Source organism: Luteibacter sahnii (assembly GCF_034063545.1).
GTDB lineage: Bacteria > Pseudomonadota > Gammaproteobacteria > Xanthomonadales > Rhodanobacteraceae > Luteibacter > Luteibacter sahnii.
This window is the reverse complement of the sequence record NZ_JAQLOK010000001.1, coordinates 772,237-794,442: the sequence shown is the minus strand read 5'-3', so window position 1 is coordinate 794,442 and position 22,206 is coordinate 772,237. Positions and strand designations below refer to the sequence as shown.

Sequence of the window (22,206 nt, the reverse complement as noted above, 5' to 3'; positions counted from 1 at the left end):
GTGGGCCCCTCTGGCACCGACGGTGGTACCCGGGCGGCAACGCCGCAGCGCGCCGACACCCATCGCGTCCGGCACCCGCTGCCCCCGGACGGCGGGTCGCCGCACAGTGGCCCGCCCCGCGCCATCCGGTGCGGGGGCCACCAGGAGAACCCGATGAACCGATACCTTTCCGCCCTCGCCGCGCTGCTGCTCGCCACGCCCGCCTTCGCCGCCACGCCGGTCAACGTGAACACGGCCGACGCGTCGACCCTCGCCGAATCGCTCGACGGCGTCGGCCTGGCCAAGGCGCGCGCCATCGTCGCCTGGCGCGATGCCCATGGTCGCTTCGAATCGGCCGACCAGCTCACCGAGGTCAAGGGCATCGGCGCCGCCCTCATCGACCGCAACCGCGAGGCGATCCTGCTCGACGACGGGAAGCCGGCGAAAAAGAAAGCGAAGACGGCCTCGCGGGCGCGCGCGGCCGACGCCGAGGAATGATCCACCGGGGGCGGAATGCGGTCCGCCCCCCTTTCGCCCGTCCGCGAACGCGCTACACTCGCGCCCCATGCCGGGGGCTCGATATCACATCGCCACCCGCGACGGCACAGGGGCCCGATGATCCGATGATCCTGCCGCGTTACCGCATCGCCGATTCGGGAATTCCCGGGGCCGGCAAGGGGCTGTTCGTCGACGAAGACGTGCCCGCCGGGCAGATCGTCACCGCGCCCGATGCCATCGATCGCACCTTCCGCTGGGACGAGATCGCCCGGTCGCCCGACCTGCACGCCGCCGCGCGGTGGTTCGGCGACCGCTACACGCTTTCGCCGGACTGGCCGGACGAGTGCTACGTGAACCATAGCTTCGAGCCAACGGGGCTGTGGCATCTCGGCTTCATCTTTGCCGCGAAAGATCTCGCGCAAGGCACTGAAATCACCGTCGATTATCGCCACCTGCTGGCGCCGGGCCAGGAAGAGGCCTTTCACGACGCGGTGACTGGTGAGAAAATAGTCGGCTGGTCATGGCAGGAAAGCCTGGCGTCGAGCACTCACGCACTGGCTCACCTGATCGGCTGAACTTGGTCACTTCGATGGCATTCTGCGACATACCCTCAATCGACACCGCGCGCCTGCGGCTCACCGCCCTCAGCGAGCGTCACTTCGACGATTACGCGAGCATGCTCGCCGACGCCGACAGCACCCGCTGGATCGGCGACGGGCAGCCCCTCGACCGCATGAATGCCTGGCGTTCGATGGCCATGCTGCTCGGTCATTGGGCGCTGCGCGGCTGCGGCATGTGGGCCATCGAGTTGCGAGACACGGGCCAATTCATCGGCCGCGCGGGCCTCATGAAGCCCGAGGGCTGGCCCGACCTGGAACTGGGCTGGATGCTCAAGCCCGAGCACCGGCATCATGGCTACGCGACCGAAGCGGGCGCCGCCATCCTCGATTTCGCATGGAACCGCATGCACGCCCAGCGCGTGATCAGCCTCGTGCGCATTGGCAACGAGGCCTCCGACCACGTCGCCGAACGGCTGGGCGGCGAGCACATCGACAACATCGACTTCCTCGGCGGCGCCACCCATCTGTTCGCGTACTACCCGCCGCACCGCGAAGTGCGCCGGGCCAGCTAAGGCCCCTTCAGAAGGCGGGTGCCAGCGCCGAGCGGCGCCGCTGCGTCGCGGTGCCGGCAGTGAGCCCGGACAAGGCGATCAACCGCGCGGTGCGCATCCACGCGACCACGATCACCCCCAGTTGCACCACCACGAAACCCCAGACCACCCCGCTCCCGGCAGCCGTCACGTGTCCGCGCCACGCCGCGACCAACGCATCCAGCCCTCCGCCGAACAGCGTGATCACAAGGTAGATACCGAGGCAGGCGAACGGTCGCCGGACGAACTGCACGACGCCCCGTCCGAACGCGCGCAGCGCCGATCGCAGGGTCGGGTCGGCGATGAACTGGGCGCGGGCTGATTCGACGATCGCCTGCGCGATCACGAAGCACAGCACCACCAGCGCAAGCGCCGCGTCGTGGTAGAGGTCGGCTCGGCCTTGCGACAACGCGCTCTCTACGTGTCGGTCGGCCATCGGCATCACCGCCCTGCCCGCGAGCACGACGAGCCCGTAAGGCAGGAGTGCCGGTACGTAGAGCCGGAGCAGGCGCCCGTAGTCGGCCGCGCCCCCCTGCAACAAGGCACCGAAGCCGAGCGCCCTACCCGCGCGACCGGCACTGACCGCCATAGCGGCCAGGAACGGCGACAACAGCAACGTCAGCAACGCCCCGGCGGCGACCGTGGGCGTGAGCCAGTCGCTGCCGCCGAGTGCCTGGGTCACGTCGGCCATCATCCACCCGTCCAGGTGCGATGCCCAGGCGTCGGCGTGCACCGAATAACCGAGCAGTCCGTCGAGCGTGGTCCATAGCGGCAACGCGACGAGCAGGGTCGGCAGCAGGCTGATGAGCACCCAGAGCAGCCACAGGCGCCATTGCATCGCGGCGATGGCGCCCTGGACGAGCGCGGCGACCGCCGAGCGTGACGTGCGTGTGTTCATAGCGTTCCCAGCCAGGTGTAGAGGCCCTGCAACAGGGCGGCGATATCGGCGCTCCAGCGCGTGGACGCGGCGTGGTTCGGTTCGACGGTGCGGCTGTCGTTGAGCTTGTTCGCATCCAGCAGCACCGCCCCTTGCGGGTCGAGCTCGGCCGACACGCCTTGCGCGCCGCGGGTCAAGGTGAAGCGTGCCCAGCGCCGGTCGTCGTTCCAGGGCACGGTGTCCGTCGAGCCGTCGGCGAACGTCACCCTGAGTATCTGCGGCACGCTCGCGCCGTCGCGCCAGACCGTTACCGTGGTGCGCCAAGGGAACGGACCGGTACCCTCCTTCGCGTTGGGATGCGCATGCGCCCACGCCTCGCGCTGTCGCGCGATGGCCGCGTCATTGACGTCCTGGCCGATATCGATCCGCTCGCCGTCGCGCACGGACGATCCGGCGAGCGGCAGCACTTCGACGCTGTCGATACCTGTCACGCGGTCGTCGATGCGCGCCGTGCCGTAAACGTATTTGTCGAACACATCCGCGACCACGGCGGGTTGTCCCGAGACATCGGACAGCACCTGCTGGAGGTCGCCGATGGCCGGATGACGGAAGTGCCATGTCGCGTAGTACTGCCGGAACGCTTTCTCCAGCACGTGCTTGCCCAGCCGCGCTTCCAGGTCGTGCATCGCGGTAGCCGTGCGCGAATACACCGTGCCGTAGCCGTCGCTCGACAGGCGGTCCCACGCGTTCTGGCCCAGCGGATCGGCCGGCGCCCCGAGCGCGGCGCCCATGCGCTCGATCGAGAACACGTCCACGGCCGGATCGATGCCAAAGAGGCGCCACCCACGCCGGGTGAGATGGACGCGCTGGTCGCGCGCGCGGAGCATGCGGTCGTCCCAGAACTCGTTGAGCCCTTCGTCGAGCATCGGCTCCTCGAACTCGTTCGAGGCGAGCAGCCCGTAGAAGTAGCCATGGCCGAACTCGTGGATGGTCACGAAGTCGATCAGGTACTGGTCCAGCGTCCCGGCGTCGACCCGGCGCGCGTGATCCACCGTAAAGAACGTGGGGTATTCCATGCCGCCGGCTTCGTCGGCGTTGAACGGCGGCACCACGGCGGTCACGGTGCGATACGGGTACGGGCCAAGCGTGTCCGAAAACCAGGTCAGCGAATCGGTGGCGGCCTTCAGCACGGGCCCCGCGACGTGGGCATAGTCCGGCGGATAGACCACCTTGACCTTCACCGGCGGGCTGCCCGGTCCCGACCAGGTGGTTTCGCGGGCGAGATAACCGGGCGCGGCCATCCACGCGAAGTCGTGCACGTCGCCCTGCGCGAAATGCCAGGTGGCCTCCGCACCCTCGATCACCGGTGGCCCCTGCTGCTCGCCCACGGCGGCCACCACGTAATCCTTCGGCACGCTCAGGCGGACGTCGTAGTCGCCGAAGTCCGCGTAGAACTCGCTGTTGAAATGGAACGCGTGCACGTTCCAGCGTGGCTGCGTGGCGCCGCGCTCGCCCGGGAGCTCGAGTACGCCGATCTTCGGAAACCACTGGGCGACGAGGTTGAAGTCGCCGACGTGGCCGGTGCGCACCACCACCTTGGGCAGTTGCGCATGGAACGCCATGTCCAGGGACACGCTACCGCCGGGCGGCACCGGCCGGGCCAGGTCCACGCGCACCACCGTGTGGTCGGTGTCGGGGCCGCCGTCGGGATGCACGTAGCGCCACGTCAGCGGTGCGCCATCCTGCTCCACCGTGCCCAGATCGATATAGCCCCACTCGCCCTTCTTCAGTTGTGCAAGGCCCCTCGTATCGTCGTCGGCCAGCAGGCGACGCTCGGTGAAAAACAGGCTGCCTTCGCCCTCGAACGCGTTGAGATACAGGTGCAGGAACACCGCGCCGACGGAACGATCGCTGCGGTTACGCCAGGTCAGCTGCTGGCGCCCGTCCACGGCATGCCGCGCCGCATCAAGACGGGCCTGGATGCGGTAGGACACTACCCGGTCCGATAACGTCGGCTCGTTCCCCGTGCGCGGACCACCCCAGGCGTTTGGTGCGCTCGGCGTGCGAACGTAGGCCGCGTCGGCCGCCACGAAGGGAATGTCCGCAGGGGGCGCGACGCTGCCGGCGGGTGCCGGCGCCGGCAGCGGTGCCTCCTGGGCGAAGCTGGCACTCGCGCAGGCGAGCAGGCCCACGGCAACGTGGCGGACGAATCCGGATGCCTCACGGCGCATCGATGTTTCCCCTGAAGACGATCGGTTGACGCGACGGCCGGAGCCGCTGGAGCACGCACGGGGGGTGCCTTTCCCTCAACCGGAAAAGGCGCGCTCCCGCATCCATTTGGTGACGATCCACTTCTCTCCCTGCGTCACCGGCGCGCCACCGTGCAACGTCAGCGGATCGAGCCGACCCTCGGGCATATCGTATTCGAAGTAGAGGGCCTGCCCTTCCTTCGGCACGTAACTGAAATCGATGCGCGGAAACACGGTTTCGCCGCCCGCCTCGACATCGTTGAGGTACATGATGAGCGTGGCGATGCGCTGGCCGCCCGCATCCAGGTGCGGTTGGCTGCCCTTGTCCGACGGATCGAAATAGTCGTAATGCGGCTGGTATTCGCCGCCGATGCCGTAACGCATCACCTGCAGGCCTTCGCCGTGGTCTTCGGGCAGCCGCATGAGGGCGGACACGCGACGGTCTACCAGGGCCACCAGTTCGTTCTCGGCGCGCTGGAAGTACGCCCCGTCGCTGGTGCGGATGTCCATGACCGTGTTGCGACCGTCTTCCTTGTGCACCACCGTGGAGCGGTGCAGGCGCTCGGCGGCCATCCCGCGGAAGGCCGCGCATTCCTCCGGCGACAGCACCCCGTCGAGCACGGCGACCACGGGCCGGGCGATGCGCGTGACCACGCGCACGGCGCGGTCGCCGGCGTCGATGACGTGACCGTCGGCAAGCCGGCTGTCGAACGAGGGCCGGTCGCCGATGGCGGCGTCCTCCGGTGGCGCGGCCATCAGCGCATCGTCGATGGCCTGCCACGAGGCGCGCTCGGTGAATCCGTTGTCGAGCATGGTCTGGAGGATGTCCACCGCACGCGCGCCCGCCTGCAACGACTCCGCTATCCAGCGGTGCCAATCGGGCGTAACCTTCGTGTGTTGTCGTTCCACGGCGACCATGCCGTCATCCTATCCGCTACACGAACCGGACCGGTAGCCCCATGAACCACACCGCGCAAGGCACGTTCGACGTCCGTCTCGAGCCGTCCGGCACGCCCGATCAAGGGGAAGGCAGTGCACTGGCCGCTTTTGTGCTCAGCAAGCGCTATCACGGGCCGCTCGACGCCGAATCGCACGGCCAGATGATCTCGGCCAGCAGCGTCACCGAGAAGGGTTCCGCCGCCTACGCCGCGGTCGAACGGCTCACCGGCACGCTGGACGGACGCAGCGGCAGTTTTGCCCTGGTCCATCGCGGCATCATGTCGGCGGCGGAGCGCGAACTACGCATCGACATCGTGCCCGACTCGGGCAGCGGCGAACTCAAGGGGATCCGCGGCACGCTCGACATCGAGATCGCCGCGGACGGCACGCACACCTACACGCTTACCTACGCACTGCCTGGCGGAGACGTGCACTGAGCCTCGCCGAGCAGCCAGGCAAGCTTCCGGTGCCGCGGAAGACGCTTGAGGACGTACTCCGCCTTCGATGCGGCCGATCGGTCGGCGAACGGGCGACACCCGAGCAACCGCACCGGCGGATGAGACCGCGTGTAGCGCGCCCCCTTGCCTGCGACGTGCGCGGCATATCGCGCGTCGAGATCGTTGGTGATCCCGGCGTACAGGCTGCCGTCGCGACATTCGATGAGGTACACGCACCACATGGGCGCCAAGGGTAACCCGCGTTGACGGCGCCCTACGACCTCGCGGTCAACTTACCGCTGCGCGAGCACGTCGCCGCACGCCTGCGTGACGCCCTCGCCCGTGCGCCGGTCGACGCACGGATGCTCGGTTACCCCGCACCCGGGGGGGACGCCCCGACGCTCGAAGCGATCGCGGCGTGGATGCGCCGCCACGGCGGCCACACCACCCTGGATGCGCGGCGCCTCGTGCTGACCCTGGGTGCGCGCCATGCGCTCATGCTCGCCTTGCGCCTGTGCTGCCGCCCGGGCGACGCGCTGCTGGTGGAGCGCCTTACCTATCACGGATTCCGCGCCGCGGCCGACGCCTGGGGCGTACGCCTCGTCGCGGTGGACATGGACGGCGACGGACTGTGCCCGGCCGCCCTCGAACGCGCGATCGTCGTGCACGGCGCCCGCACCCTCTACGTACAGCCCACGCTGCACAATCCGACCACGGTCACCCAGCCGCTGGCACGCCGCCGCGAGATCGCCGGCGTCGCGGCGGCGCACGGACTGACCGTCATCGAGGGTGACGTCTATTCGGCCCTCGTCGCCGGCGAGCGACCGACGCCGCTCGCCAGCCTCCTGCCCGATCGTTGCCTGCACGCGGGCGGCATCGGCAAGGTGCTCGGGCCCGGCCTGCGCATCGGCTGGCTGCTGCTTCCGGACGACGCGCGTCGCGACGCCGCCGTCGCCGATATCGCCCGCGAAAGCGATGGCCTGCCCCTCCTGCTGCCGTCGGTGATTGCCGGCTGGCTGATGGACGGCACCGCCGACGCCCTGCTCCGCGACCTGCGCGACGCGTTACGCGAACGCAACGCGACAGCCCGGGCGCTCCTGGGCGATCGGCTGGTCACGGCGGACGCCCTGCACGCATGGCTACCCCGGCACGATGCGGACAGGATCGTCGCCGATTCGCGAGCGGTGGGCGTCGCGGTGACGCCGGCCGACGGCGGCATCCGCCTCAGCCTCGCCGCCGAGGAGGACCCCGTGCGACTGGAGACCGCGCTGCGCCGGGTAGCGGCCGTCCTGGCGGGCCGCGCGACCTGACGGTCTACCGGCCCGTGTGCGGTGGCGGCCCTGGCCGGCGATGTCAGGCTGGCGTCGTCAGCTTTTCGAGCGCCTTACCCACGGCCGCGAAGGCAAACGCGCCGGTGACATGGGTGGCGGCCCCCAGTCCACCGCCGCAGTCGAGCTTGAGGGCATCCGCGCCGGCCGGCCGCACGCCGCAGACGCTGCCGTCAGGCTGCGGGTAGCGCACGTTCTGCATCGAGTACACGGCGGACACACCAAAGAACCGCTGCGGGTTGCGCGGAAAGCCATGCTCCTGGCGGAGCTTCTTGCGGATCAGGCTGAGCATGGCGTCGTGTTCGGTGCGGGAGAGGTCGCGTACCCGGATCAATGTCGGGTCGGTCCGTCCACCCGCGGCGCCGACGGTGACCAGGGGCAGCTTGCGCCGACGGCACCAGACGATGGTCTCCAGCTTGACCTTGAGCGCGTCGCAGGCGTCGATCACCACGTCGTAGCCGCGATCGAGCAGATCGTCGAGGTTCGACGGCGTGAGGAAATTCTCCACCGCTTCCAGGCGCAGCGTGGGGCTGATGGCATGCGCGCGCTCGGCCACCACCCCGACCTTCGGCTTGCCGTACTGGCCGTCGAGGGCATGGAGTTGTCGGTTGGTGTTGGACAGGCAGACGTCGTCGCCGTCGATGAGGGTAAGCCGACCGATGCCGCTGCGGGCGAGCGCCTCGGCGGCCCACGAGCCGACGCCCCCGACGCCGATGACGCAGACGTGCGCGTCGGCCAGGCGGCCGAGACTGCCGCGGCCATACAGCCGCTCGATGCCGGCGAAACGTTCGGCCTGGGCGCTGCTCACGGGGATTCCGGTATCGGGTAAGGCGTTCATCATCTCATATTGAAACAGGCGGACCGTCGGCTATGCTCAGCGTCTCACGATCCATGGACATCCGATGCGAGCGCTGCTCCTCATCCTCCTGGGCCTCGTCATCGGGGCGATGGGCGCCACGTTCGCCCTGTCGGCGCTGCGCCAGGGGGTGCCGTTCCACAAGGCGGTGATGGCCGTGATGGCCCATCACGCGGGAGAACTGCATGCCCAGATGAGGGCCGGCACCTGCGAAGCCAAGGGCATCGCGGCACGCCTGGCCCGCCTGCGGGGAGACGCCGGCGACGTCCGCGAGGCGTTCGGCGACGGGATCGACGCCGGCTTCGGCCCGGCGGCCGACCAACTGACCACCGCGCTCGACCGCGCCATCGCCGCCGCCCCGGCGTCCTGCGCGGCCCTGTCCACCGTGATGCGGCCGGTGGACGACGCCTGCCAATCCTGCCACCGCCGGTACCGGTAACGATGTCGCCACCCCCCGAGCCCGCACCGGTCGAACGCAAGCCCTTCGTGAAGATGCAGCTTTGGCTGCTGCTTCGCGCCATGGCGCGCTTCGAAACCACGATGTTCCTGCGCACGCGGTATTCGCAACCGAAGATGGTAGCGATCGGCGTGGTCGGCAGCTTCTGCCTGGCGGTCTATTACCCGGTGTGGGCTTACCTGTTTCCGCAGCCGTACGAAAACCTGCCCATGCGGCTGATCTGCAGCGCCACGTTCATCCCGCTGGCGCTGCTGCCATGGTGGCCGCGACGCCTGCGCACGCACCTGCCCACCTATTGGTATTTCGCCATGACCGTGGCGATGCCGTTCTTCGTGGGCTACATGACGCTACGCAACGCCACGCCCGCCTGGCTGATGACCCACCTGGCATGCGTGATGCTGCTGATGATGCTGTTCGACATCGCTAGCTTCCTGGTCGTGTTCACCCTGGGCAGCCTGATGGCGTTCCTGGTGTTCGCGTTGTCGCCCGAGGCGCACATGCACACGCGCACGATGCTCGAATACGTACCGCTGCTGCTCTTCGCCATGGTCGGGGGCGCCACGTGCACCGTCTCGTCCAACGTGGCCGACCAGTCCCGCATCGATGCGCTCACGGCAGCCTCGAACAACATCGCGCACGAGCTGCGCACGCCCCTGGGCTCGCTGCGCATCGCCGCCAAGGCAGTGGCGCGTTACATGCCCGACCTGTTGCGCAGCCACCGGCTCGCCGAGCAGGGGGGCCTGCCGGTGCCGGACATCCGCACGCAGAACCTGCATGCGCTGGAGCGCAGCATCGGCGTGATGGAACGCGAGGTCACCTACGCCAACACCATCATCGACATGCTGCTGCTTTCGGCCCGGCCGATCGGCGAGGTGCCCCTGGTACCGCTGACCGCGCGGGCCTGCGTCGAGCAGGCGCTGCGTCGCTTCCCTTATGGATCACGCGCCGAGCGCGAGCGGATCACCCTGGCGCCCACGGGCGATTTCCCCTTGCGGGGCGAAGAAACCCTGGTGGTGCACATCCTCTTCAACCTGCTGCGGAATGCGCTTTTCCATACCGACCGGGCCGGCAAGGGCCAGATCGAGGTGTTCATCGAACCGGACGACGACGGCAACCGGATCCGCGTCCACGACACCGGCCCTGGGATTCCGCCAGACGTCCTGCCCCGTATTTTCAACCGTTTCTACTCCTACGCGAGCGATAGCGCGGGCACCGGCACGGTCACCGGACTGGGCATAGGGCTCGCTTTTTGCCGCGCGGCGATGGAGCATATGGGCGGTAGCATCGTCTGCCGAACGAACCTGGGTGAGTTCACCGAATTCACCCTGACCTTCCCGCATCCAGATTCCGGGGACCGGCAGTGATGACCTTGAACTCGCAGGGCGACATCCAACCCTTCCATTTTCCCACCACGACCGTGCTGGTGGACGACCACGAGGAATACCTCGACGTCGTGCCGCTGCTGCTCGATCCGATGGTGCGCGTGCGCACCTTCAGCTCGCCCCGCAGCGCGCTGGCCACCCTGGGCAACAACGGCAGCCGCCCGGTGCCCGGTGGCGGCTGGCTCTATCGCTGGAAAGACCGCCCCTCGGAGACCCAGGAACTCGTCGCGCTGGACATCGACTCCATCCATCGCGTGGTCTACGACCCGGAGCGTTTCGCCGAGGTCTCGGTGGTGGTGGTCGACCAGGCCATGCCCGAAATGGACGGCATAAGTTTCTGTAAGCGCCTGCCGAATCCGCATGTCGGCAAGATTCTTCTCACGGGTCGTGCCGACGACGCCACCGCGATCGACGCATTCAACTCAGGCGTGATCGACCGCTTCATCCGCAAGAACGACCCGCTCGCCATCGAGAAACTGCAGACGGCCATCGTCGAGCTGCAACGCCGCTACTTCGAGCGTGCCAGCGCCTTCGTGGCCGAAACCCTCGCGCTGGGCAACTTCCGGTTCCTCCGCGATCCGGCGTTCCGCGAAGTGCTGCAGAGCGTCACCGCCACCTTCCAGCCGGTGGAGTGCTACGTGCACTGCAACCCGACGGGCCTGCTGCTCGTCGACGCGTGGGGGATCGGCCGGTTCCTGCTGGTGCAGACCGATGAAGACCTTCGTACCCACTATGAAATTGCGGCAGATCTGGGGGCCCCCGCCCCGGTGCTCGATGCCCTTCGCAGCGGCGAGGCCCTGCCCTGGTTCGCATCCCGCGACGGGTTCTACCACAAGGGCGTGGACAACCCCGAATCGCACATGTACCCCGCCACGGCCGTGTCAGGCGAGCAGTGGTATTACTACGCGCTCATCGATGACGTGGAGCGCTTCCGCCTTCAGCATGTGAAGTCCTACCGGAGCTGGTTACGCGAGCAGGATCTCAGCCTGTCCGCCGACAGCCGCCCGCGCTTCATCTAGTTCGACATCTCTCTGGCCATTCACGAGGCGGCCACGGCCGCCTTTTTCGTTTGTCGCGCCGACCCCGGGCGAGGTCGTCGCGCGCCCTCCGCGCATCCCCGCGCGGGCGGTGTCGTGTCGCCCGAACCACCAGAGAGAGAAAACACCATGGCACATGCAGCATCCCAAGGTCAGCGGATCGTGCGCTCCCCGGCGCTTCCGGATTTCGTCGCGCGCAGGGTCGTCCGATTTCACGACGAACGCGTTGCGATCGACTGGGGTGGCCGTCACATTTTGCGGGGTCGCCGGCCATCGAGCGACGCGTTGATGCTCCAGAGCAACGATTATCTGGCCATCGCGGGTCATCCGGCGATCATCGAGGCGCAACGTGAATCGCTCGGGAGAGGCGGCCTGGGCATGATGATGTCGGCGCTCTTCCAGCAGGACGCCGACGAGCCCCTGCACCGTGCCGAGCGCGAACTCGCCCGCGCCGTCGGCAGCGAGGACGGCATCCTCGCGCAGTCGGGCTTTGCCGCGAACGTGGGCCTGATCCAGTCGATCGCCGAGGAGCGCGTCCCCGTATACGTCGACATGCTCGCGCACGCGTCGCTGTGGGAGGGTATCCGCAGCGCGCGCGCCACGGCGGTATCGGTGCTGCACAACGACGTCACCCATCTGGAGCGGCAGCTCCTGCGTCACGGGCCGGGCGTCATCGTGGTGGATTCGGTCTACAGCACGCAGGGCAGCGTTGCTCCGCTGGAACGCATCGCCGACCTGTCGGAAGCTCACGGCTGCGTGCTCGTGGTGGATGAATCGCATTCGCTGGGTACCCACGGCGAACACGGCGAAGGCCTCGTCGCCAGCCTCGGCCTCAACGACCGCGTGCACTTCATCACGGCCAGTCTCGCCAAGGCCTATTGCTCACGCGCGGGGTTCATCGCCTGCACGACGCGTTTCAAGGATTACTTCGGTTGCGAAGCCTTGCCGGCCATCTTCAGCTCGTCGTTGCTGCCGCACGACATGGCGGGCCTGCTCGCCGCGCACGGGGTCATCCGGAGCGAAACATGGCGCCGCGAACGACTACGCGCGGTCACCCGCCACGTGCGTGGCGAACTGACCGCGTTGGGCTATCCCATCGGCGAGGGCACCGAGCAGATCATCGCGTTCGAAGCCGGCCAGGAACGGCTGACGGCCCACGTACGCGACGTGCTGGAGCGCCATGGGGTCTTCGGATCGGTGTTCAGCGCGCCCGCCACCACCGTCAATCGCTCGCTACTGCGCCTGACGCTCAACGCGGGCATGGGCGACCACGACGTGGAACGGCTCATCGCGGTTTGTCATGACGCGCGCGAAGACATGAACCTGTCGGCATGGAGCGCCAGCCGGCGCGCCCAACGCGATGGCGAACGCGTCCTGGCCGTCAGCGCAGCGTGACGCGGCCGCGGAGTACGTCGACGAACATCCGCCAGTCGCCGAGCAGGCTGTACCAGGGATGGCGGAAGGTCGCCGGCCGGTTCTTCTCGAACACGAGGTGGCCGATCCAGGCAAAGCCATAACCCGCCAGCGGCGCCAGCCATAACAATGACCAGCGGCCGGTGAGCAGGGCCGATGCCACGACGACCAGCACCAGGCTACTGCCGGCGACATGCAGGCGCCGACACCGCACGTCGGCGTGTTCGCCGAGATAGTAGGGATAAAACTCGCCGAAACTGGCAAACCGGGCCATGGATGGCCTCCCTCTCGCAATACGGGTCAATCGCTGGGAAGGGGAATACGCTCGTGCTCGTCGCCGGGCACCGGGGGAAACCGCACCGCGTTGCCGCTGGCCCAGTCGGCCTTCGCCTGCTCGATCGTATCGCGCGAACGTGCGACGAAATTCCACCACAGGTGCCGCTCGCCATCCAGCGGCGCGCCGCCGAAAAGCATGCACAAGGCGTCTTCCTCGATCTCCAGCGCCGGTCGCTCGCCGCCGAAGCTCACCGCCATCTCCTTCGGACCGACCGCCAGGTCGCCGAGGCGGGCCCGGCCTTCCACGAGGTAGACGCCCACCTCGGCGTGTTCGTCCGGCATCGCCAGCCGCGTGCCGCGCTTGAGCCGGGCTTCGACGAGGAACATCGGGGCAAAGACCTTGACCGGGGATTCGCGTCCGAACGCGGTGCCGACCACGACGACCAGCGCGCCGCCCTCCAGGATCACGGTGGGCAGCGAGTCCTTGCCGTGGTGGTGGAACTCGGGTGCGGTGTCCTCGTAGGCGGCCGGCAAGGCCACCCAGACCTGCACCCCATGGACGTCATGTCCGCGGTGGCGCTCGTCGGGCGGCGTACGCTCGGAGTGCACGATGCCACGCCCCGCGGTCATCCAGTTGACGTCTCCCGGATGGATGTCCACGAGGCTGCCGAGGCTGTCCCGATGGCGGATCGCACCCTCGAACAGCCAGCTGACCGTTGCCAGGCCGATATGCGGGTGTGGGCGGATATCCAGGCCGGCGTCTTCGTCGAACGACGCGGGCCCGAAGTGATCGAAAAAGACGAACGGGCCGACATGACGCGCCTCCAGGTGCGGCAGCAGGCGCCGCACCATGAAACCGTCGCCGAGATCCCGCGGCTTGCCTTCGATGGACAGGGTCGTCATGGGCCTCACTCCGTAGGGGCTAAGGGGCATAGCGTAGCGCCGTGCGCGTTCGCGGTCCTGCACGGGAGTGCCGCGGCGATGCGCTCGACGAGGGCGGCGGGCGACGTCATCCATGCAAAATGGTCGGCCGCGGTGCCCAGCGCGGCCGGCGTCATCGCGTGGATGGCGCGCGATGCATCGGGCATCTTGTCGAGCAGGAACTGGAGCGACGACGCGGGCGCCAGCCAGTCGTCGCGCAACACCCACGCGGCGATCGGGGCCGACTGGCCGCGCAGGGCGGCCTCCAGGTCGACCGGATGGCCCTTGGCGGAGTAGCGGCCGGTGCGACCGCTGCGGGCCCAATCGGCGATGACACCTCGCGCCTCGTTGCCACCGAAGCCGATCCGACGTCCGGGCAACCGGCCGTTCAAGCGGGCAAGCAGGGGCGCGGCCACGTAGGCCAGATACACCCAAGGTCGGAACCGACGCCAATACGGCGCGCCACTGGCCACCAGCACCAGTCCGGAGGGCGCGACTGCGCCTGCGGCGGCGAACAGACAGGCGATCTGGCCGCCCAGGCTGTGGCCGCCGAGCAGGAGCGGCCGGTCGGGAAGCACGGCGCGAAGTGCCGCGGCGCTGTGGGGAAGGTCGTCACCGAGCAGCTCGCGGTAGCCCCAGTCGCAGCGCCGCCCTGCCCGCCGGTCGCTCGACCCGTGGCCACGCCACTCGTGCACCCCCACGGCGATGCCGCGGGTAGCCATGGCCTGCGCAAACGCGTCGTAATGGCGGGCCGCCACGCCCAGCGCGGGCACCCACAGGAGGCTGGCGCGCGGCACGTCGGGCGGTCGATGCAGGCGCAGTTCGGCGCGCGCGCCGTCGGCCATGGTGAGGGGAAGGATCTGCCTCAGGACGGAGGCGTCGGGGGGATCGTCGCGCATGAAGGCCTGCTGCGAAACAAAAACTCCCCCGGGTCAGGACCCGGAGGAGTCGAATCGAAACCATGCGGGCGGCGCGGAGCCGTCCCGGCAAGGCGTCAGATGGCCTTGACGTTGTCGGCCTGCGGGCCCTTCTGGCCCTGGGTCACTTCATATTCGACCTTCTGGCCTTCCTGCAGCGACTTGAAGCCGTTGCCCTGGATGGAACGGAAATGCACGAATACGTCCGGGCCACCGCCGTCCTGGGTGATGAAACCGAAACCCTTGGCGTCGTTGAACCACTTCACCGTACCAGTTGCCATTACACATACCTCTATCGGAACTCGAAAACCCGGTCATGACGACCGGTGACGTTACTGGGCATGCATGGCTGGGTGAGGCGATGGAGCGCAAAACGAGTCGCGTACATCGGGTCACTCGCGTGACCGCGCAAACACAGTAGATCGGATCATAACCACATTTGCGATAAGTTCTGTAGGGGAAACCCTACACACGATGATTTTTTGACGTCGATCACGGCAGGCCTATGAAAAAACGGCAAATGCGTCCAGGATCGGTGAAGAAGGCATTAAAAAAGGCCGGGCGTCGCCGCCCGGCCTTTTCGAAACTCAGGTGTGAAAAGGCTTAGGCCTTGTTCACTTCCTCAGCCTGCAGGCCCTTCTGGCCGTTGACGACCTTGAAGGAAACCTTCTCGCCTTCGGCGAGCGACTTGAAGCCGTTGCCCTGGATGGCGCGGAAGTGCACGAACACGTCCGGACCGTTCTCACGGGAAATGAAGCCGAAGCCCTTGGCGTCGTTGAACCACTTGACGGTGCCGATCTCACGATCCTGCATAAAACACTCCAATAACTAAATAACGAATGAAACCAGTGACCTATGGGAAGTCACCGATTACTGGTGTGCAAGGAAACGCGAGGAGCGAAGCGATGTTGCGGATTCGTGATCAGCGGCATCGGGTCAACGTAACTCTATGACCCCGGCAAACACAGTGGCGAGATCATACCCTCCTCCGTGGCAAATAGCGATGGCGGGAATCGGGACGTTCGCATACTGACACTTCGTTCACCCCCTCTGGCCCCATGCTCTGGCCGCGTCGCAGCCGTCCTGCGACCCTCCAAGCACCTTCGTTCCGCCGATCCACACCAGGGACCGCCGCCATGATGACCCCAACCGTTTCCCGCCTTGTTCCGCTTGCCGTCGGCCTCGCGCTGCTCGCCGCCTGCGCCGACCACGGCACCCGCAGCACGACCACCGCGACCCGTTCGGTGAGCAGCCCGGCCAGCACCAGCACGCCGGCGCGCACCACCACGACCTCGACGGCGTCCACCACCACCAAGGCGGCGACCCGCGCCACCAAGCCCAAGGATGCCCCGCTGCCCAACAGCACGGGCATCGCGTCCTGCGACGAATACCTCGCCAGCTACAAGAGCTGCCACCTCGCCGCGGGAGTCTTCCCCCGCGACCAGATCGACACGCGCTACGACATGATGCGGACGAGCCTGCTGCGCCAGTCGCAGGACCCGGACATGCGCGACCAGCTCTCGGCCCGCTGCACCTCGCTGGCCAGCCAGCTCAAGGACGTGCTCCGCGGCAAGTCCTGCGCCGACGTGCCCTCGCCCGCGCCGGCGTCCACCTCGCCCTAATCGCGCAAAAGCGCGGCGATCCGTCGCGCGAGAGCGCGCGGCTCGCTCCGCGCCACGACGACGCGCGGCGTGCCATGCCACGCCGCGCACTCGCGTAGCGCTCCCGCCACGGCGTCCACTATCGATGCCGACGGCTCCACGCCGGCCTCCAGCCACAGCCCGTTCACCCTGAACACACCCTCCTGGCGATGCGCCTTGGCATCGAGTCGCCCGATGAGATGGCCCCGGTGCAGGATGGGAAGCACGTAATAGCCATAGCGCCGCTTCGGCGCCGGGACGTAGCACTCGAGCGAATAATCGAAACCGAACAGGTCGCGTGCGCGGTCGCGATCCCAGACCACGGGATCGAACGGCGACAGCAAGGTCGTGCGCGACGCTCGCAGCCTGCCGAGCGAGGCCTGGTCCAACGCCGCGGCATGATCGCGATGCACGTAGGCCGGTTCGTTCCAGCCGTCGACCGTCGCTTCGATGAGGTCCCCGCGATCGACCAACGGCGCGAGCTCGTCCGCGGTGACCCGGAGGCGCAGACGAAAATAATCCGCGATCCAACGGGCCTTCGCGATACCTAGCGCACGCACGCTGGCCAGGATGAAATGCCGACGTATGGTCGCCTCGTCGAGCGGCTCCGTCGGCGGCGGCTCCGGCCAACGCGACGTCACGCGCGAGGCGAGGTCATAGACACGCTGGAAGCGCTCCCGCCGCGACACCATCAACTCGCCCAGGGCGAACCAGGCTTCCAGCCAGCGTTTTTCGGGCTTCCAGCCCCACCACCCCGTGCCGGCGGCGGTACCGCGTTCGAAATCGGCAGCCCGCACGGGGCCTTCCCGGCGAATGCGCTCCAGGAGCGCCTCCATGTCCCCGCGCGCGTCGGCGTGGACGCGTCGCGCGTTCTTCAGTGCCCAGTGGCTGGCGCGGCCGGGACGGTAATCGCGGTGGTAGCGGTATTCGCCGACGGGGACGAAACACGCCTCGTGCGCCCAGCACTCCGCGATGCGGCCATCGGCAAGCGCATCGTCCAGCCATCCCTGCGGATATCCGCCCAGCCGCGAGAACAGCACCAGGTAAGGGCTGCGCGCGACGACGTGGATCGTATCGATCTGCAACAGCGCCATGCGCGAGATCGCGTCATCGACGTCGGCGACGCGGGCCTTGCGGGAGGGGCGCCGTAGCAGGCCCTGCGCGTGCAGGTGAAGACGTTGCGCCGAGCGTTGGGACAGGCCGATCACGCGTCGCGTCGAAGAATCGTCGGATACGCGTGATGCCACGGTGAGGCCTTTTTTCAGTTGGGCCACCATTAAATCGCGCCTTGTTAGCGTCGGCAACGTCGTCGCGAACGAGGGCGTTCGCGGCTACTCGTCACGCTCACCAATGAGGAGGCTTTCCATGAAGAAGCAAGTGTGTGCCGTCGCCTTCGGCGCTTCGCTGCTGCTGGCCGGCGCAGCGTTCGCCCAGGTGCCGCCGCCGGCCGATCCGGCCCCGTCGAACATGCCGCAGCAGCAGGTCCCGCCTCCGCCGCCGGGTGAAGCCACCCCGCCGCCGCCCCCGGGTCAGATGCCGCCGCCCCCGCCGTCGGCGCCGGGCAGCATGCCGCCGCCCCCGCCGCCGCCGCATCCGCCCGCGGGCAGCCTGCCGCCGCCGGCCTCGGACGCGCCGCCTCCGCCGCCCCCGGGTGGCGCCATGGGTCCGGACACCACCTCGGACACCATGAAAACCCCGCAAGGCCCGGTGACCGTCAACAGCGGTCCGGGCCCGGCGGCCCCGGCCGGCCCGGCCCCCGACTTCAAGACGCTGTCGGGCGGCAAGGGCGGCATCACGCCGACCCAAGCCGCGGCCTATCCGCTGCTCGCCAATGACTTCGAATACGCGGACTCAAACCGCGACGGTCGCATCAGCAAGGCCGAATACGAAAAGTGGCTCAAGCACTCCGGTGCACCCGGCCAGTAAGCCGACCATCGGGTGACATCCGCAAAGGGAGGGCCTTGGGCCCTCCCTTTGTTCATCCACGTTTCTCATACGTGCACGGTGGATACACTCCGCTTCCTCCGGCGATCCGGCCGGACCCAGGGAGCGATCCAATGAAGCGTTTCACCGTGGCGGGCGTCCTCGGCGCCTATGCCTGCCTCTCCGCGACCGCCGCGCTCGCGCAGAACCCCAGCCCAACCGACATCCGCGCCTGCTCCGGGATCGAGACCGACGCGCAGCGCCTGCTCTGCTACGACAAGGCGGTGGGCCGCACGCAGATGCCGCAGGCGGCAAAGAAAACGGACGACAAGGCCGACACCGTCAGCGTCGACGTGGCCACGCGCGATTCGCACGACGTCAAGCGACCGCTGTCGCTGCTCGACAGCCGCTGGGAGCTCTCGCCGGAATCGAAGCTGGGCACGTTCAACCTGCGCGGCTATCGCCCCACCTACGTGCTGCCCGTGTTCATGGCGTCGCGTCAGAACGACACGCCGCACAGCCCCGCGCCCGACCATACGGTGAGCACGCCGCAGGACCTGGATCGCACCGAGGCGAAGTTCCAGATTTCGCTCAAGACGAAGATCGGCGAAAACCTGTTCGGCAACAACGGCGACCTGTGGGTGGGCTACACGCAGTCGTCCCGCTGGCAGGTCTACAACAAGGAAAACTCGCGCCCGTTCCGCGAGACCAACTACGAACCGGAACTGCTGCTCGCGTTCGCGACGAACTACGAGATTTTCGGGTGGACCGGCCGCCTGGCGAGCATCGGCATCAATCACCAGTCCAACGGCCGCGCCGATCCGCTGTCACGCAGCTGGAACCGTGTGGTCGCCGACATCGGCTTCGAACGCGAAGGCTGGACGGTGATGCTGCGTCCGTGGTGGCGTATTCCGGAAGACCGCAAGAACGACGACAACCCGGACATCCAGGATTACATGGGCCGCGGCGAAATCCAGGTGGTGCACGAACTGGGCCGCAACGAATTCGCCCTCGCCGCCCGCCATTCGTTCCGGTCCGGCGACCGCTCGCATGGTTCGCTGCGATTCACGTGGAGCTTCCCGCTCGTGGGCAACCTGCGCGGTTTCCTGGAGGCATTCAACGGCTACGGCGAAAGCATGATCGACTACAACCACCGGGCGAGCTACCTCGGCGTGGGCGTGTCGCTGCTGGACTGGTACTGAGGCGCCTCGCGCCGCCAGTGACGCGTGAGCCGGGCCGGCTCACGCGTCACCGGGCGTCGCTCAATGGTGGTGGCCACCTTCACCGTGGACGTGGCCGTGGGCCATCTCGTCGTCGGTGGCTTCGCGCACGTGGGTGATTTCCACGTCGAAGTGCAGCGTCTGGCCGGCGAGCGGGTGATTGCCGTCGACCGTGACGTTGTCGCCCTCGATCTTGCTGACGGTGACGTTGATGCTGCCCTGATCGTTGCGACCCTGGAACTGCATGCCCACCTGGAGGTCTTCCACGCCCTGGAAGGCGGCGCGCGGCACGACCTGGATCAGCTCGTCGTGGCGGGGGCCGTAGCCTTCTTCGGGCGCCACGTCCACCTTGAACTTGTCGCCGGCCTGCTTGCCGGCAAGCTCCTTCTCCAGGCCCGGCACGATATGGCCTTCGCCATGGATGTAAGCCAGCGGCTCGCGTCCTTCCGAGCTGTCGATGACCGCGCCCTGGTCGTCGGTCAGCGTGTAGTGGAAGGAAACGACGTTGCGGTCGGCGATCTGCATGAAATTCTCGCTTTGCTGGGGAAAAGGCCGGCGCGCACGGCACCGGCGGACCTCCAAGGCTAGGCGACGCGCCCCCTCACTGCAAATCGGCGCGCCCGGCGATGCTGCGGCGCAACCCGCCGCGCGACGCGATTCTGCTAGCTTTCGGGGTTTTCCCATCCCCCTCTTTCGCACCGCCGGGAGCCGCATGTTCGACTGCATTCTCATCGCCAATCGCGGCGAGATCGCCTGCCGCGTGATCCGGACCTGCCGCCGGCTCGGCATCCGCACCGTGGCCGTGTACTCCAGCGCGGACGCCGACGCGCAGCACGTCCGCCTCGCCGACGAGGCCTGGCCCATCGGTGGCCCCCGGCCGGCGGAGTCCTACCTGCGTGGCGACGCCATCATCGAGGTCGCCCGCCGGACCGGTGCCCAGGCGATCCACCCGGGCTATGGCTTCCTTTCGGAAAACACGGATTTCGCGCGAGCCTGCGCGGCGGCCGGCATCGCCTTCATCGGCCCCCGGCCGGAAAGCATCGACGCGATGGGCTCCAAGGCGGCCGCCAAGGCGCTGATGGAGAAGCACACCGTGCCCCTCGTGCCGGGCTACCACGGCGACGACCAGGACCCCGCCCGGTTGGCCGACGAAGCCGCGCGCACGGGCTTCCCGCTGATGATCAAGGCCGCGGCCGGCGGTGGCGGCAAGGGCATGCGCATCGTGCGCGACGCAGACGCCTTCGCCGACGCCCTCGCCTCGGCCCAGCGCGAGGCCGCCAATGCGTTCGGCGACACCCGCGTCATCCTCGAACGCTACGTGGACCATCCGCGGCACATCGAATTCCAGGTGTTCGGCGATACCCACGGCAACGTCATCCATCTCAACGAGCGGGAGTGTTCGGCACAGCGTCGTTACCAGAAGGTGCTGGAAGAAACGCCCTCGCCCTTCCTCGATGCCGACCGCCGGGCCCGCATGGGCGAGGCCGCCGTCGCGGCGGCACGGGCGGTGGACTACGTCGGCGCCGGCACCGTCGAATTCATCGTGGGCCAGGATGGCGAGTTCTTCTTCATGGAAATGAACACCCGCCTGCAGGTCGAGCACCCGGTGACCGAAGAAACCCTCGGTCTCGACCTGGTCGAGTGGCAGTTGCGGGTCGCCTCGGGGGAGCCGCTGCCCCTGCGCCAGGAGCAGGTGCACGCACGCGGGCACGCGATCGAGGTGCGGCTGTACGCCGAAGATCCCGAGGCGAACTTCCTCCCGGGTTCGGGCCGCCTCGCGGCGCTCGACCTGCCCGCGCCGTCGCGCCATGTGCGCCTGGACGGGGGCGTGGTGGCCGGCGACACGGTCACCATCTTCTACGACCCGATGATCGCCAAGCTCATCGTGCATGACGTCGACCGTCCCAGTGCCCTGCAACGGCTGCGCGACGCCCTCGCGCTCACCGACATCGTCGGGCCGAAATCCAACGTGGCCTTCCTCGAACGGCTCGCCAGCCACCCGGTGGTGGTGGAAGGCCGGATCGACACGGGCTACCTCGACCGTCACCTGGACGAGTTCCTCACCGGCGACACCCACGCGGGCGCGACCGAGCGCTTCGCCGCCGCCGTGGCGATGCTGCTGGCGGACGAGTCCGAGCACGCCGCCCCGGCAGGCGACCCGCACTCGCCCTGGGCCGCCGCCGACGCGTGGCGGATCGGCCATGCCGGCAAGCGCGTGGTGGCGCTGCTGGAGGGCGATACGCGGCACGAGATCGAGGCACACGGCCACGACGGGCACTACGTGCTCACCCAGGGCGAGGCCACCTGCACCGTCTCGGGAGCCCGCTTGGCCGATGGCATCCTCTCGGCACGCTTCGACGATCAGGCCCGTCGCCTGCCCCTGGCCCTGCGCGGTCCGAGGGCGCGCGTGCACGACGAACACGGCCACCGCTGGGTGTTCGAGCGTGCCCCGGCCTACGCGTGGGCCGGGGCCGCCGGCGATGCGGCGCGCCATGTCGTGGCACCGATGCCCGGACGCATCGTGCTGGTGCGCGCCGCACCCGGCGATGCGGTGGTCGAAGGCCAGGAACTGCTCGTGATGGAGGCGATGAAGATGGAACTGGCCTTGAAGGCGCCGCGTGACGGCACCATCGAGTCGATCTCCGCCGCGCAGGGCGACTTCGTGGACGCCGACAGCGTCCTCGTCCGTTTCGCCGAACCGGCATGA

Annotated in this window: 25 protein-coding genes; 13 read left to right on the top strand and 12 right to left on the bottom strand. The window is 68.2% G+C overall.

Going from position 1 to position 22,206, the window contains the following annotated elements:
• The first annotated feature begins 153 nt into the window (after positions 1 to 153).
• From PI246_RS03700 to PI246_RS03690, 3 genes are all read left to right on the top strand, one after another.
• The gene (locus PI246_RS03700; protein ID WP_320549934.1) at positions 154 to 477 is read left to right on the top strand and encodes a ComEA family DNA-binding protein; all 324 of its coding nucleotides are present in this window, start codon (positions 154 to 156) and stop codon (positions 475 to 477) included.
• A gap of 125 nt (positions 478 to 602) precedes the next feature.
• Entirely contained in the window at positions 603 to 1,052 is a 450-nt protein-coding gene (locus PI246_RS03695; RefSeq protein WP_320549933.1) for an SET domain-containing protein, read from the top strand.
• Positions 1,053 to 1,066: 14 nt separating this feature from the next.
• Positions 1,067 to 1,609, top strand: a complete 543-nt coding sequence (locus PI246_RS03690; RefSeq protein WP_320549932.1) for a GNAT family N-acetyltransferase — start codon at positions 1,067 to 1,069, stop codon at positions 1,607 to 1,609.
• Positions 1,610 to 1,616: 7 nt separating this feature from the next.
• Here PI246_RS03690 and PI246_RS03685 read toward each other — a convergent pair whose 3' ends face one another.
• From PI246_RS03685 to PI246_RS03675, 3 genes are all read right to left on the bottom strand, one after another.
• The gene (locus PI246_RS03685; RefSeq protein WP_320549931.1) at positions 1,617 to 2,525 is read right to left on the bottom strand and encodes a hypothetical protein; all 909 of its coding nucleotides are present in this window, start codon (positions 2,523 to 2,525) and stop codon (positions 1,617 to 1,619) included.
• Positions 2,522 to 4,735 carry a M1 family metallopeptidase gene (locus PI246_RS03680; protein ID WP_320549930.1) on the bottom strand — a complete coding sequence of 738 codons (2,214 nt, stop codon included), beginning with the start codon at positions 4,733 to 4,735 and terminating at the stop codon, positions 2,522 to 2,524. Before PI246_RS03680 ends, PI246_RS03685 begins: the two co-directional genes overlap by 4 nt.
• A 75-nt stretch (positions 4,736 to 4,810) precedes the next feature.
• Positions 4,811 to 5,671, bottom strand: a complete 861-nt coding sequence (locus PI246_RS03675; RefSeq protein WP_320549929.1) for a 2OG-Fe(II) oxygenase — start codon at positions 5,669 to 5,671, stop codon at positions 4,811 to 4,813.
• 41 nt (positions 5,672 to 5,712) lie between these two features.
• Between PI246_RS03675 and PI246_RS03670 the strand changes: the two genes are divergently transcribed.
• A complete protein-coding gene (locus PI246_RS03670; protein WP_320549928.1) occupies positions 5,713 to 6,129 on the top strand; it encodes a DUF3224 domain-containing protein in 417 nt (138 codons plus the stop codon).
• Here PI246_RS03670 and PI246_RS03665 read toward each other — a convergent pair.
• Positions 6,099 to 6,371 (bottom strand): GIY-YIG nuclease family protein, encoded by a 273-nt coding sequence (locus tag PI246_RS03665; RefSeq protein WP_320549927.1) that lies wholly within the window; start codon positions 6,369 to 6,371, stop codon positions 6,099 to 6,101. The two genes, PI246_RS03670 and PI246_RS03665, sit on opposite strands and share 31 nt — an antisense overlap.
• A gap of 21 nt (positions 6,372 to 6,392) precedes the next feature.
• On the opposite strand from PI246_RS03665, the gene PI246_RS03660 reads away from it, so the two are divergent.
• Complete coding sequence (locus tag PI246_RS03660) at positions 6,393 to 7,439, top strand: aminotransferase-like domain-containing protein (protein WP_320549926.1); 1,047 nt, start codon at positions 6,393 to 6,395, stop codon at positions 7,437 to 7,439.
• Positions 7,440 to 7,482: 43 nt separating this feature from the next.
• Here the strand turns inward: PI246_RS03660 and PI246_RS03655 are convergent, their stop codons facing one another.
• The gene (locus PI246_RS03655; protein ID WP_320549925.1) at positions 7,483 to 8,265 is read right to left on the bottom strand and encodes a tRNA threonylcarbamoyladenosine dehydratase; all 783 of its coding nucleotides are present in this window, start codon (positions 8,263 to 8,265) and stop codon (positions 7,483 to 7,485) included.
• A 94-nt stretch (positions 8,266 to 8,359) separates the two neighbouring features.
• Between PI246_RS03655 and PI246_RS03650 the strand changes: the two genes are divergently transcribed.
• The 4 genes from PI246_RS03650 to cqsA all read left to right on the top strand — a co-directional run bounded on the left by PI246_RS03650 (position 8,360) and on the right by cqsA (position 12,584).
• Positions 8,360 to 8,752 (top strand): cytochrome C, encoded by a 393-nt coding sequence (locus PI246_RS03650; RefSeq protein WP_320549924.1) that lies wholly within the window; start codon positions 8,360 to 8,362, stop codon positions 8,750 to 8,752.
• A gap of 2 nt (positions 8,753 to 8,754) precedes the next feature.
• Positions 8,755 to 10,134 carry a sensor histidine kinase gene (locus tag PI246_RS03645; RefSeq protein WP_320549923.1) on the top strand — a complete coding sequence of 460 codons (1,380 nt, stop codon included), beginning with the start codon at positions 8,755 to 8,757 and terminating at the stop codon, positions 10,132 to 10,134.
• Positions 10,134 to 11,171 (top strand): response regulator, encoded by a 1,038-nt coding sequence (locus PI246_RS03640; protein ID WP_320549922.1) that lies wholly within the window; start codon positions 10,134 to 10,136, stop codon positions 11,169 to 11,171. The genes PI246_RS03645 and PI246_RS03640 overlap by 1 nt, the downstream gene beginning before the upstream one ends.
• Before the next feature lie 147 nt (positions 11,172 to 11,318).
• Positions 11,319 to 12,584, top strand: coding sequence for an alpha-hydroxyketone-type quorum-sensing autoinducer synthase (gene cqsA / locus PI246_RS03635; protein ID WP_320549921.1), 1,266 nt, complete (start codon positions 11,319 to 11,321; stop codon positions 12,582 to 12,584).
• On the opposite strand, the gene PI246_RS03630 is transcribed toward cqsA, so the two are convergent.
• The 5 genes from PI246_RS03630 to PI246_RS03610 all read right to left on the bottom strand — a co-directional run bounded on the left by PI246_RS03630 (position 12,571) and on the right by PI246_RS03610 (position 15,529).
• Positions 12,571 to 12,876: a DUF962 domain-containing protein gene (locus PI246_RS03630; RefSeq protein WP_320549920.1), complete on the bottom strand. Its 306-nt coding sequence runs from the start codon at positions 12,874 to 12,876 to the stop codon at positions 12,571 to 12,573. The genes cqsA and PI246_RS03630 overlap by 14 nt on opposite strands.
• 26 nt (positions 12,877 to 12,902) lie before the next feature.
• Positions 12,903 to 13,781 carry a pirin family protein gene (locus PI246_RS03625; RefSeq protein ID WP_320549919.1) on the bottom strand — a complete coding sequence of 293 codons (879 nt, stop codon included), beginning with the start codon at positions 13,779 to 13,781 and terminating at the stop codon, positions 12,903 to 12,905.
• A gap of 5 nt (positions 13,782 to 13,786) precedes the next feature.
• A complete protein-coding gene (locus PI246_RS03620; RefSeq protein ID WP_320549918.1) occupies positions 13,787 to 14,698 on the bottom strand; it encodes an alpha/beta hydrolase family protein in 912 nt (303 codons plus the stop codon).
• Positions 14,699 to 14,793: 95 nt separating this feature from the next.
• Positions 14,794 to 14,997: a transcription antiterminator/RNA stability regulator CspE gene (gene cspE / locus PI246_RS03615; RefSeq protein WP_320549917.1), complete on the bottom strand. Its 204-nt coding sequence runs from the start codon at positions 14,995 to 14,997 to the stop codon at positions 14,794 to 14,796.
• Between the two features lie 322 nt (positions 14,998 to 15,319).
• The gene (locus PI246_RS03610) at positions 15,320 to 15,529 is read right to left on the bottom strand and encodes a cold-shock protein (RefSeq protein ID WP_320549916.1); all 210 of its coding nucleotides are present in this window, start codon (positions 15,527 to 15,529) and stop codon (positions 15,320 to 15,322) included.
• A 323-nt stretch (positions 15,530 to 15,852) separates the two neighbouring features.
• On the opposite strand from PI246_RS03610, the gene PI246_RS03605 reads away from it, so the two are divergent.
• Positions 15,853 to 16,338, top strand: a complete 486-nt coding sequence (locus PI246_RS03605) for a hypothetical protein (RefSeq protein ID WP_320549915.1) — start codon at positions 15,853 to 15,855, stop codon at positions 16,336 to 16,338.
• Here PI246_RS03605 and PI246_RS03600 read toward each other — a convergent pair.
• Entirely contained in the window at positions 16,335 to 17,633 is a 1,299-nt protein-coding gene (locus tag PI246_RS03600; protein ID WP_320549914.1) for a winged helix-turn-helix domain-containing protein, read from the bottom strand. The genes PI246_RS03605 and PI246_RS03600 overlap by 4 nt on opposite strands.
• An 88-nt stretch (positions 17,634 to 17,721) precedes the next feature.
• On the opposite strand from PI246_RS03600, the gene PI246_RS03595 reads away from it, so the two are divergent.
• Both PI246_RS03595 and PI246_RS03590 read left to right on the top strand, forming a co-directional pair.
• The gene (locus PI246_RS03595; protein ID WP_320549913.1) at positions 17,722 to 18,282 is read left to right on the top strand and encodes an EF-hand domain-containing protein; all 561 of its coding nucleotides are present in this window, start codon (positions 17,722 to 17,724) and stop codon (positions 18,280 to 18,282) included.
• Positions 18,283 to 18,413: 131 nt separating this feature from the next.
• Positions 18,414 to 19,481, top strand: coding sequence for a phospholipase A (locus tag PI246_RS03590; protein WP_320549912.1), 1,068 nt, complete (start codon positions 18,414 to 18,416; stop codon positions 19,479 to 19,481).
• 60 nt (positions 19,482 to 19,541) lie between these two features.
• Here PI246_RS03590 and PI246_RS03585 read toward each other — a convergent pair whose 3' ends face one another.
• Positions 19,542 to 20,024, bottom strand: a complete 483-nt coding sequence (locus PI246_RS03585; protein WP_320549911.1) for an FKBP-type peptidyl-prolyl cis-trans isomerase — start codon at positions 20,022 to 20,024, stop codon at positions 19,542 to 19,544.
• 187 nt (positions 20,025 to 20,211) lie between these two features.
• On the opposite strand from PI246_RS03585, the gene PI246_RS03580 reads away from it, so the two are divergent.
• Positions 20,212 to 22,206, top strand: coding sequence for an acetyl/propionyl/methylcrotonyl-CoA carboxylase subunit alpha (locus PI246_RS03580; protein WP_320549910.1), 1,995 nt, complete (start codon positions 20,212 to 20,214; stop codon positions 22,204 to 22,206).

Bases quoted from the DNA above. Each gene is read 5' to 3' on its own strand.
- PI246_RS03680 (WP_320549930.1), bottom strand. From the start codon at position 4,735: ATGCGCCGTGAGGCATCCGGATTCGTCCGCCACGTTGCCGTGGGCCTG.
- PI246_RS03625 (WP_320549919.1), bottom strand. From the start codon at position 13,781: ATGACGACCCTGTCCATCGAAGGCAAGCCGCGGGATCTCGGCGACGGT.
- PI246_RS03630 (WP_320549920.1), bottom strand. From the start codon at position 12,876: ATGGCCCGGTTTGCCAGTTTCGGCGAGTTTTATCCCTACTATCTCGGC.
- PI246_RS03600 (WP_320549914.1), bottom strand. From the start codon at position 17,633: ATGGTGGCCCAACTGAAAAAAGGCCTCACCGTGGCATCACGCGTATCC.
- PI246_RS03640 (WP_320549922.1), top strand. From the start codon at position 10,134: ATGACCTTGAACTCGCAGGGCGACATCCAACCCTTCCATTTTCCCACC.
- cqsA (WP_320549921.1), top strand. From the start codon at position 11,319: ATGGCACATGCAGCATCCCAAGGTCAGCGGATCGTGCGCTCCCCGGCG.
- PI246_RS03585 (WP_320549911.1), bottom strand. From the start codon at position 20,024: ATGCAGATCGCCGACCGCAACGTCGTTTCCTTCCACTACACGCTGACC.
- PI246_RS03590 (WP_320549912.1), top strand. From the start codon at position 18,414: ATGAAGCGTTTCACCGTGGCGGGCGTCCTCGGCGCCTATGCCTGCCTC.
- PI246_RS03695 (WP_320549933.1), top strand. From the start codon at position 603: ATGATCCTGCCGCGTTACCGCATCGCCGATTCGGGAATTCCCGGGGCC.
- cspE (WP_320549917.1), bottom strand. From the start codon at position 14,997: ATGGCAACTGGTACGGTGAAGTGGTTCAACGACGCCAAGGGTTTCGGT.
- PI246_RS03685 (WP_320549931.1), bottom strand. From the start codon at position 2,525: ATGAACACACGCACGTCACGCTCGGCGGTCGCCGCGCTCGTCCAGGGC.
- PI246_RS03580 (WP_320549910.1), top strand. From the start codon at position 20,212: ATGTTCGACTGCATTCTCATCGCCAATCGCGGCGAGATCGCCTGCCGC.
- PI246_RS03605 (WP_320549915.1), top strand. From the start codon at position 15,853: ATGATGACCCCAACCGTTTCCCGCCTTGTTCCGCTTGCCGTCGGCCTC.
- PI246_RS03650 (WP_320549924.1), top strand. From the start codon at position 8,360: ATGCGAGCGCTGCTCCTCATCCTCCTGGGCCTCGTCATCGGGGCGATG.
- PI246_RS03670 (WP_320549928.1), top strand. From the start codon at position 5,713: ATGAACCACACCGCGCAAGGCACGTTCGACGTCCGTCTCGAGCCGTCC.
- PI246_RS03610 (WP_320549916.1), bottom strand. From the start codon at position 15,529: ATGCAGGATCGTGAGATCGGCACCGTCAAGTGGTTCAACGACGCCAAG.
- PI246_RS03700 (WP_320549934.1), top strand. From the start codon at position 154: ATGAACCGATACCTTTCCGCCCTCGCCGCGCTGCTGCTCGCCACGCCC.
- PI246_RS03620 (WP_320549918.1), bottom strand. From the start codon at position 14,698: ATGCGCGACGATCCCCCCGACGCCTCCGTCCTGAGGCAGATCCTTCCC.
- PI246_RS03675 (WP_320549929.1), bottom strand. From the start codon at position 5,671: ATGGTCGCCGTGGAACGACAACACACGAAGGTTACGCCCGATTGGCAC.
- PI246_RS03665 (WP_320549927.1), bottom strand. From the start codon at position 6,371: ATGTGGTGCGTGTACCTCATCGAATGTCGCGACGGCAGCCTGTACGCC.
- PI246_RS03645 (WP_320549923.1), top strand. From the start codon at position 8,755: ATGTCGCCACCCCCCGAGCCCGCACCGGTCGAACGCAAGCCCTTCGTG.
- PI246_RS03690 (WP_320549932.1), top strand. From the start codon at position 1,067: ATGGCATTCTGCGACATACCCTCAATCGACACCGCGCGCCTGCGGCTC.
- PI246_RS03595 (WP_320549913.1), top strand. From the start codon at position 17,722: ATGAAGAAGCAAGTGTGTGCCGTCGCCTTCGGCGCTTCGCTGCTGCTG.